Origin of the sequence: Methylobacterium trifolii (assembly GCF_022179685.1) — a bacterium.
GTDB lineage: Bacteria > Pseudomonadota > Alphaproteobacteria > Rhizobiales > Beijerinckiaceae > Methylobacterium > Methylobacterium trifolii.
Genome location: NZ_BPRB01000330.1, coordinates 1 through 7033 on the forward strand (window position 1 = coordinate 1; position 7033 = coordinate 7033).

Consider the following 7033-nt stretch of genomic DNA (forward strand, 5'->3'; position numbering starts at 1 on the left):
GGAGGGTGGGCCTCGCGTGAGCGAGGGTCGGGAGAGGGGAGCGCCGTATCCGGAGAGGGCGCTCCCCTCTCCCGACCCGCTTCGCGGGCCACCCTCCCCCGCAGAGGGGGGAGGGACGCGCGCCGATCGAGATTCCTTTAGTTACGCGATCTGTATCCACGTTTCGGAGCCGCCGATGACCGCCCGCCTGTTCGAACCGCTGACGCTGGACGCCCTGCACCTCGACAACCGCATCCTGATCGCGCCGATGTGCCAGTACTCGGCCCGCGACGGCGAGGCCACGGACTGGCACATGATGCATCTCGGGCATCTGGCCATGTCGGGGGCCGGCCTGCTGACCCTGGAGGCCACCGCCGTCTCGGCCGAGGCCCGCATCACCGCCTGGGACCTCGGCCTCTACTCGGACGGCTGCGAGCGGGCGCTGGCCCGGGTGCTCGGCGCGGTGCGCGAGTATGCGCCGATCCCGGTCTGCATCCAGATCGCCCATGCCGGCCGCAAGGCGTCGAGCGAGGCCCCCTGGGCCGGTGGGCAGCAGATTCCGCCCGAAGCCCCCTATGGCTGGCGCACCGAGGCGCCCTCGCCCGTCCCGCACGGGGACGGCGAGGTGGCCCCGCACGCCCTCGACGCGGCCGACCTGAAGCGCATCCGCGCCGATTTCGTCGCCACCGCCCGCCGCGCCGTGCGCCTCGGCATCGAGGCGGTGGAGCTGCACGGCGCCCACGGCTACCTGCTGCACCAGTTCCTCTCGCCGCTCGCCAACCGGCGCACCGATGCCTACGGCGGCAGCCTGGAGAACCGGATGCGCTTCCCCCTGGAGATCTACGAGGCGGTGCGCGAGGTGGTGCCGGCCGGCCGCCCGGTCTGGCTGCGCGTCTCGGCGACCGACTGGGTCGAGGACGGCTGGGACATCGACGAGACCGTGGAACTGGCCCACCGCCTCAAGCGGGCGGGCTCGCCCGCCATCCACGTCTCCAGCGGCGGCGTCTCGCCCAAGCAGGCGATCACGCTCGGCCCCGGCTACCAGGTGCCCTTCGCCGAGCGGATCAAGGCCGAGACCGGGCTCACCACCATCGCGGTGGGCCTCATCACAGAGGCCGCGCAGGCCGAGGCGATCCTGGCGGAGGGCAAGGCCGACGCGATCTCGCTGGCCCGCGCCATGCTCTACGATCCCCGCTGGCCCTGGCACGCAGCCGCCGCGCTCGGCGAGACGGTGCGGGCGCCCCGGCAGTACTGGCGCTCACAGCCGCGCGAGTACAAGGACCTGTTCAAGGATACGGCGTTCGGGCAGCGATGAGGCGGGCCGCCCGTTGCACTGGGGCCGATGGTGTCTTGAGTTTGAAATTTGGCTGGATGGTCTGCAACGGGTGGATAACGGTAATTAGGTCGACACCCAGAAACGGGCGTTTGGCCTCACGCTCATAGCAGCCGCTCAGTAGGCTCTATGCCCTGCGCCGAGGCGCATAAAACAATGAGCACTCTACTTTTATAAATGCCTTCACTGACACGGTGCCGTGTATCGCAGGATTACCAATCTTGACCGCGCGACAGAACCCTGGTCTTATTTTGGCCAAGCATGGGCGTGTGTTTATGCCCCTCGTATAAATCATAGTGTATATCACGAGGCTCTTAAATGTCCGCGGTAATTATTGATAGACCAATTCTATATTCAACTATGACGTTCTTAGCTTACAATATTAATATTCAATTTTATGGCGGGTACCATTACACTTGGTGCACACCGTATTTCGGATCGGATTTAAATTCTCCAATATTTACTGTCCCGCCAAGTTCTTCTCCCTTGCAAATATATCTAGATTTAAATCGAGAAGTAAAAAGCGGGGATCTACATGGCACTTTGATAAAGGTAAAGCGCTTAGGTATTCGTCATGGTGCAGATGCTATGCTTAAGCGAGGTAAAATAAATTCAGATCAGCGGGATGAGATACGGGCCATTTGCCAGCGTGCTCCCCCTGAACATTTTAGACCAATCATGTGTGTGCTGCCACGGGCGGAGGTGTTATCTTACGTTCAGGCTGTCCCAGTGAGAGCAAAAGCTAACCCACTGTCACAGGAATACATAGTTGCCGACGTGCCGACCGTGGCGTTTGATGTAATAAAATTCGGGTGACATCATGATAGATTTTTCGAAAATAATCACTGGATTTAACGATGAGCAAGCTCGAAATATAGCATATTACCTTACAAGATACTTTAAGGGGTCGCCTCATCTTGAAAAGGGCGGTAAGGATATTTTTTCGGACGTGTTTGAAAGCGAGAAAGACGAATCGGTTCGTTCTGTAACACTAAAATCAATCGAAGCCGTTGAGAAAGAGGCCGGACTTTCAGCATCTAAATTCGACAATAATACAGTTTATAAGGTTTTGAACGCTATTACCAAATTTGAAGAGAGCATAACTGGGCGATCGTCAGATAAAAGCTTGGCTGGAGCTGATCGCTTTTTTAGCAATATGACTGGACCTGGCGTTAATATTTCTCACCGTTGATGTAAGTCGCTTTGATTGGAAACTTCTCGATGTTCTATGCTGTGCAGTAAAGACATTTTTATCGTCGATGATGCGTCAGCCTTGATCATCTGGGGCCGACCAGATCGGCGATAAGTAGACCTTCTGAAGGTCTGAGTCGGGTCGATAGCGGCCGGGCGAGCCAAGTCGAATTTTAACTAGCCCCCCCTCACCGCGCCACCGCCCCCACCAACGGCCCCAGCGGCCGGCTGAGGTCCGATCGGCCCAGGTTCGGCGCGTAGAGGCTCGACACGCTGCCGTCGAGGAACAGGGCGTTGCGGCAGCCGAGGTCGTCCCGGAACAGGCGGGCGAAGGCGCCGAACGTCACCGGGCGCTCGGAGATCGCGAACACCGCCGTGTGCCCGTCGTCGCGCACGCCGACGCCGTTGCGGATCTTCTGGGAGGGGCCGTCCGTCGAGATTTTGGGGTGGATGTGCCCGTCGATGACCAGCATCGGCCCGGACTGGGTGGCGAAGTCGGGCTTGGGCCGGGCCTTGAGGTAGCGGGGCGTGTCGAGGATGCCGGCGCGGTCGCCCTTCACGTAGAAGATGCCGTTGGGCTTGAGGTGGAAGTTGCCGGGGCCGTTGGCGGTGGAGACTCCCTTCATCTCGCGCCCGTCCTCGACGTAGAGGCCGACCGGCGCCTGGCCCTTGTCGTACATGCCGGCATTCATCGCGAAGGCCAGACGCGGGCCCTGCTTCTCGGCGAGGTTGCCGAGCGACGAATAGGGAAGCCCGTCTTGGCCGAGCCAGAACAGCCGCACCCTCTGGCGCTTCAGGTCCACCACGCAGACCGTAAAAGTCTCGGGGCCGGACTGGACGCTGGAACAGGGGCCGGGCGCGGGCGTGGCCGGGGCGGCCCGGCTCGTGGGGGCGCCTAGGCCGACCGTCAGCGACAGGGCGAACAGGAGGGCGCGAACCGTCCGTAACATCATCGTGAGGTCCGCCAGGGGCGCCTTCGAGGGGCTCGACGGCTTCCTCACCGCAGATTCCGGCGCTTTTCAAGCTGAATCCGAGACGGGCTGCGTCCTGGCGCGCGCGGGCGGCGCCGATGCCGCAGGCCGTGCATGAACCGTTCAGGTGGCCTGAGCGTTCTTGCATCACTGGGGCGTTCAGATTCTTCGGAGATTCGTGATGAAGCGTGTTGTTCTGGCATCGGCCCTGATGGCCGGTGCGCTCGCGATGCTGCCGGCCAGCGCCGATGCGCGCGGCTTCGGCGGTGGTGGCTTCCACGGCGGCGGGTTCCATGGGGGCGGCTTCGGCGGCGGCGGGTTCCGCGGCGGCGGCTTCGGTGGTGGGTTCCGCGGTGCGGGCTTCGGCGGTGGATACCGCGGCGGCTTCGGCGGCTACCGCGGCGGATATGGCGGCGGCTATCGCCGCGGCGGGTACGGCTATGGCCTCGGCGGCCTGGGCCTCGGGGTCGGCCTCGGTCTGGCGGCCGGCGGCCTCTACGGTGGCTATGGCGGCGGTTACGGCTATCCGGGCTACGGCTACGGCTATGCCCCGGCGGCCTATGGCGGCTACGATTACGGCTACGGCGGCGGCGGCGGCTGCTACACCGTCCCGCGCACCCGCTGGACGCCCTACGGCTATCAGCGGGTCCTGGTCCAGCGCTGCTACTGACCGGGCCGAGACGTGACGACGGGGCCGCCTTCGGGCGGCCCTTTTTCATTTGTCGGTTAGCGCTGGCTCCGCATCTCGTCGCGCCGCATCGGCATCGCGTCGATGGTGGAGAACAGGGCCTGCGGCGGGATCGGCTCGGGGGACGTGAGCTTGGCGCCCCCGTCCTTTCCGACGAGCACGGCGCGGAAGGCGCCCGCCGGCAGGTCGAGGGCCCGGCGCAGGCTGGAGGCCTGGCTCCCCGGGCCGATCGCCTCGACCACCAGAAGGTCGCGCTCGGTCAGGCCGGGCCGGGCGGAGGCGAGGGCCTGCCGCTGGGCGCCTAACCGCGGGTCGTCCGCGTTCGGTGCGGACAGCACCAGCACGCGCCGGGTCCCGCGATAGGCCCGCAAGGGGTCGCCCTCGCTCGCCCCCCCGTCCCGGCCGCCGGCGAGCGCCAGCACGAGCCCCGCCATGCCGATCAGTGCCGATCTCATCCAGCATCTCCCGCTTGCCGCCGGACCGGGAAACGCCGGCGGCGCGCAAAGGATCGCCCGGCCGGGTGTCCCCGTCCCCGCACAGCCCCAGATCAGCCCTGAGCCCGTCCCCGGACCGGCAAGCCGAAAGGACACCCCATGGCCGCCATGAACCGCCGCATCGTGCTGGCCTCCCGCCCGCACGGCGAGCCGACGCCCGCCCATTTCCGCCTGGAGGAGAGCCGGGTGCCGAGCGTGCGCGCGGGCGAGGTCCTGCTGCGCACCCGCTGGCTCTCCCTCGATCCCTACATGCGCGGCCGGATGAGCGCGGCCAAATCCTACGCCGCCCCCGTCGCCATCGGCGAGCCGATGACCGGCGGCACCGTGAGCGAGGTGGTGGAATCCGACAACCCGGATTTTCCCGTGGGCAGCCTCGTCTCCGCCTTCGGCGGATGGCAGGATTTTTCGACCTCCGATGGCACGGGCCTGCAGCGGATCGACCCGGCGCTCGCCCCGCCGACGACGGCGCTCGGCATCCTCGGCATGCCCGGCATGACGGCCTATACGGGCCTCCTCACCATCGGCCGGCCCAAGCCCGGCGAGACCGTGGTGGTGGCCGCCGCCGCAGGCCCCGTCGGTTCGCTGGTCGGGCAGATCGCCCGGCTGAAGGGCGCCCGCGCCGTGGGCATCGCCGGCGGGCCGGACAAGTGCCGCTACCTCACGGAGGAACTCGGCTTCGACGCGGCCGTCGACCACCGCGGCGAGGACCTGCCGGCTAGCCTCGCCGCCGCCTGCCCGAAGGGCATCGACGTGTATTTCGAGAACGTCGGCGGCCCGGTCTTCGACGCGGTGCTGCCGCTCCTCAACGACTTCGCGCGGATGCCGGTCTGCGGCCTCGTGGCCGGCTACAACGCCACCGAACTGCCCCCCGGCCCCGACCGCAGCCCGACGCTGATGCGAATGGTGCTGACCAAGCGCCTGCGCATCCAGGGCTTCATCGTCTGGGACTTCTCCGACCAGATCGAGGCCTTCCTGCGCGACGTGGGCGGCTGGCTGAAGGAGGGCCGGGTGACGTACCGGGAGGATGTGGTCGAGGGCCTGGAGAACGCGCCGGAGGCCTTCATCGGGCTGTTGAAGGGCCGCAACTTCGGCAAGCTCATCGTCCACGTGTCGTGAAGCGCGAAGGCCCGATCGGGAGAGACCGTGGTGGCAGGCCCATTCTTGCGACCCATCAAGAACAGAGATAGAACAAACGCTATCGTCCCGGCATGTGCGTTCCGGGAACAAGCCGGGGCGGCGCGTTGCCGCCGCCGGCGCCCGCGTGCATCAAGGACGCCCCGCGGGCTGATGGCGAACGACGGCCCTGTGAGATCCGATACGGCAAGGAGAGAGCGATGGCGGGCAGCGTGAACAAGGTGATCCTGGTGGGCAATCTCGGGCGCGACCCCGAGATGCGCCGCCTCGGCTCCGGCGACCCCGTGTGCAACCTGCGTCTGGCCACCTCCGAGTCCTGGAAGGACAAGGCGAGCGGCGAGCGTAAGGAGAAGACCGAGTGGCACTCGGTCGTGATCTACAACGACAACCTCGCCCGCGTGGCCGAGCAGTACCTGCGCAAGGGTTCGAAGGTCTACATCGAGGGCCAGCTCCAGACCCGGAAGTGGACGGACAATTCCGGCGTCGAGAAGTACACCACCGAGGTGGTGCTGCAGCGCTTCCGCGGCGAGATGACGATCCTCGACGGCCGCGGCGGCGGTGGCGGCGGCGAGATGGGCGCCGACGACGAGGGCGGCGGACAGGTGAGCCGCGGCGGCGATTTCGGCGGCGGCCGCTCCCAGGGCGGAGACCGGCGTCCGGCGCCGGCAAGCTCGGGCTCGGGCTCGGGCGGCGGCGGGCGCCCCAACTACGATCTGGACGACGACATCCCGTTCTAGGCGACGCCCCTTCGGGGATCGGCATTTACGGACATCACACGCGCGGACCGGATCGAACGATCCGGTCCGTCTCCGTTTGCAGGGTCCTCATGGGATGGGGGCGTGCCCGGTCGGTCTCGTCCGATCCCTCCACCATCTTGAAGGCGCGGAGCGAAGCCCTCGAAGGAGCCCGTCTTCGAAGACTCTACGATGAAGGCTGTCGGGTCCACACGTCTGCGCGGGGGAACCGGACAGGTCGCTCGAAGCGCCGGTCGGCCCCCTCTCCCGTGCGGGCTACCGGATTCACACTTTGTCCTTGGCCGGATAAGTCTCTGTTCCGGAACGCGAATCCCCTCACCCTCGTGGGGAGGGGTAGGGGTGGGGGTGGCCCAGGATCGAGCGGTGCGGTGCCTCCTGCACCACCCCACCTCGGGCTCCTCCCCACAAGGGGGAGGAGAGGCCGGCGGCCGGGCCAGGGCACGTCCTGAAAACGATGTGTGAACCCGGTAGCCCGTGCGGGAGAGGGT

General features: G+C 66.2%; 7 protein-coding genes. 5 read left to right on the top strand and 2 right to left on the bottom strand.

Annotated features, from left to right (window positions below; genetic code table 11):
• Window positions 1–175: 175 nt before the first annotated feature.
• Together COGEMETH_RS23570 and COGEMETH_RS23575 are read left to right on the top strand one after the other, a co-directional pair.
• Window positions 176–1294: an NADH:flavin oxidoreductase/NADH oxidase gene (locus COGEMETH_RS23570; protein ID WP_238185114.1), complete on the top strand. Its 1119-nt coding sequence runs from the start codon at window positions 176–178 to the stop codon at window positions 1292–1294.
• Between the two features lie 838 nt (window positions 1295–2132).
• Window positions 2133–2504, top strand: a complete 372-nt coding sequence (locus tag COGEMETH_RS23575; protein WP_238185115.1) for a hypothetical protein — start codon at window positions 2133–2135, stop codon at window positions 2502–2504.
• A gap of 187 nt (window positions 2505–2691) precedes the next feature.
• Here the strand turns inward: COGEMETH_RS23575 and COGEMETH_RS23580 are convergent, their stop codons facing one another.
• Window positions 2692–3456 (bottom strand): phosphodiester glycosidase family protein, encoded by a 765-nt coding sequence (locus COGEMETH_RS23580; RefSeq protein ID WP_238185120.1) that lies wholly within the window; start codon window positions 3454–3456, stop codon window positions 2692–2694.
• Window positions 3457–3655: 199 nt separating this feature from the next.
• On the opposite strand from COGEMETH_RS23580, the gene COGEMETH_RS23585 reads away from it, so the two are divergent.
• Window positions 3656–4144: a hypothetical protein gene (locus COGEMETH_RS23585; RefSeq protein WP_238185116.1), complete on the top strand. Its 489-nt coding sequence runs from the start codon at window positions 3656–3658 to the stop codon at window positions 4142–4144.
• 56 nt (window positions 4145–4200) lie between these two features.
• Here COGEMETH_RS23585 and COGEMETH_RS23590 read toward each other — a convergent pair whose 3' ends face one another.
• Window positions 4201–4617, bottom strand: a complete 417-nt coding sequence (locus COGEMETH_RS23590) for a DUF4174 domain-containing protein (RefSeq protein WP_238185117.1) — start codon at window positions 4615–4617, stop codon at window positions 4201–4203.
• Between the two features lie 138 nt (window positions 4618–4755).
• On the opposite strand from COGEMETH_RS23590, the gene curA reads away from it, so the two are divergent.
• Together curA and ssb are read left to right on the top strand one after the other, a co-directional pair.
• A complete protein-coding gene (gene curA / locus COGEMETH_RS23595) occupies window positions 4756–5772 on the top strand; it encodes an NADPH-dependent curcumin/dihydrocurcumin reductase (protein ID WP_238185118.1) in 1017 nt (338 codons plus the stop codon).
• A gap of 218 nt (window positions 5773–5990) precedes the next feature.
• Window positions 5991–6527, top strand: a complete 537-nt coding sequence (gene ssb / locus COGEMETH_RS23600) for a single-stranded DNA-binding protein (RefSeq protein ID WP_238185119.1) — start codon at window positions 5991–5993, stop codon at window positions 6525–6527.
• Window positions 6528–7033 lie beyond the last annotated feature (506 nt).

Coding starts and splice junctions, on each gene's coding strand:
- COGEMETH_RS23570 (WP_238185114.1), top strand. CDS start 176: ATGACCGCCCGCCTGTTCGAACCGCTGACGCTGGACGCCCTGCACCTC.
- COGEMETH_RS23575 (WP_238185115.1), top strand. CDS start 2,133: ATGATAGATTTTTCGAAAATAATCACTGGATTTAACGATGAGCAAGCT.
- COGEMETH_RS23580 (WP_238185120.1), bottom strand. CDS start 3,456: ATGATGTTACGGACGGTTCGCGCCCTCCTGTTCGCCCTGTCGCTGACG.
- COGEMETH_RS23585 (WP_238185116.1), top strand. CDS start 3,656: ATGAAGCGTGTTGTTCTGGCATCGGCCCTGATGGCCGGTGCGCTCGCG.
- COGEMETH_RS23590 (WP_238185117.1), bottom strand. CDS start 4,617: ATGAGATCGGCACTGATCGGCATGGCGGGGCTCGTGCTGGCGCTCGCC.
- curA (WP_238185118.1), top strand. CDS start 4,756: ATGGCCGCCATGAACCGCCGCATCGTGCTGGCCTCCCGCCCGCACGGC.
- ssb (WP_238185119.1), top strand. CDS start 5,991: ATGGCGGGCAGCGTGAACAAGGTGATCCTGGTGGGCAATCTCGGGCGC.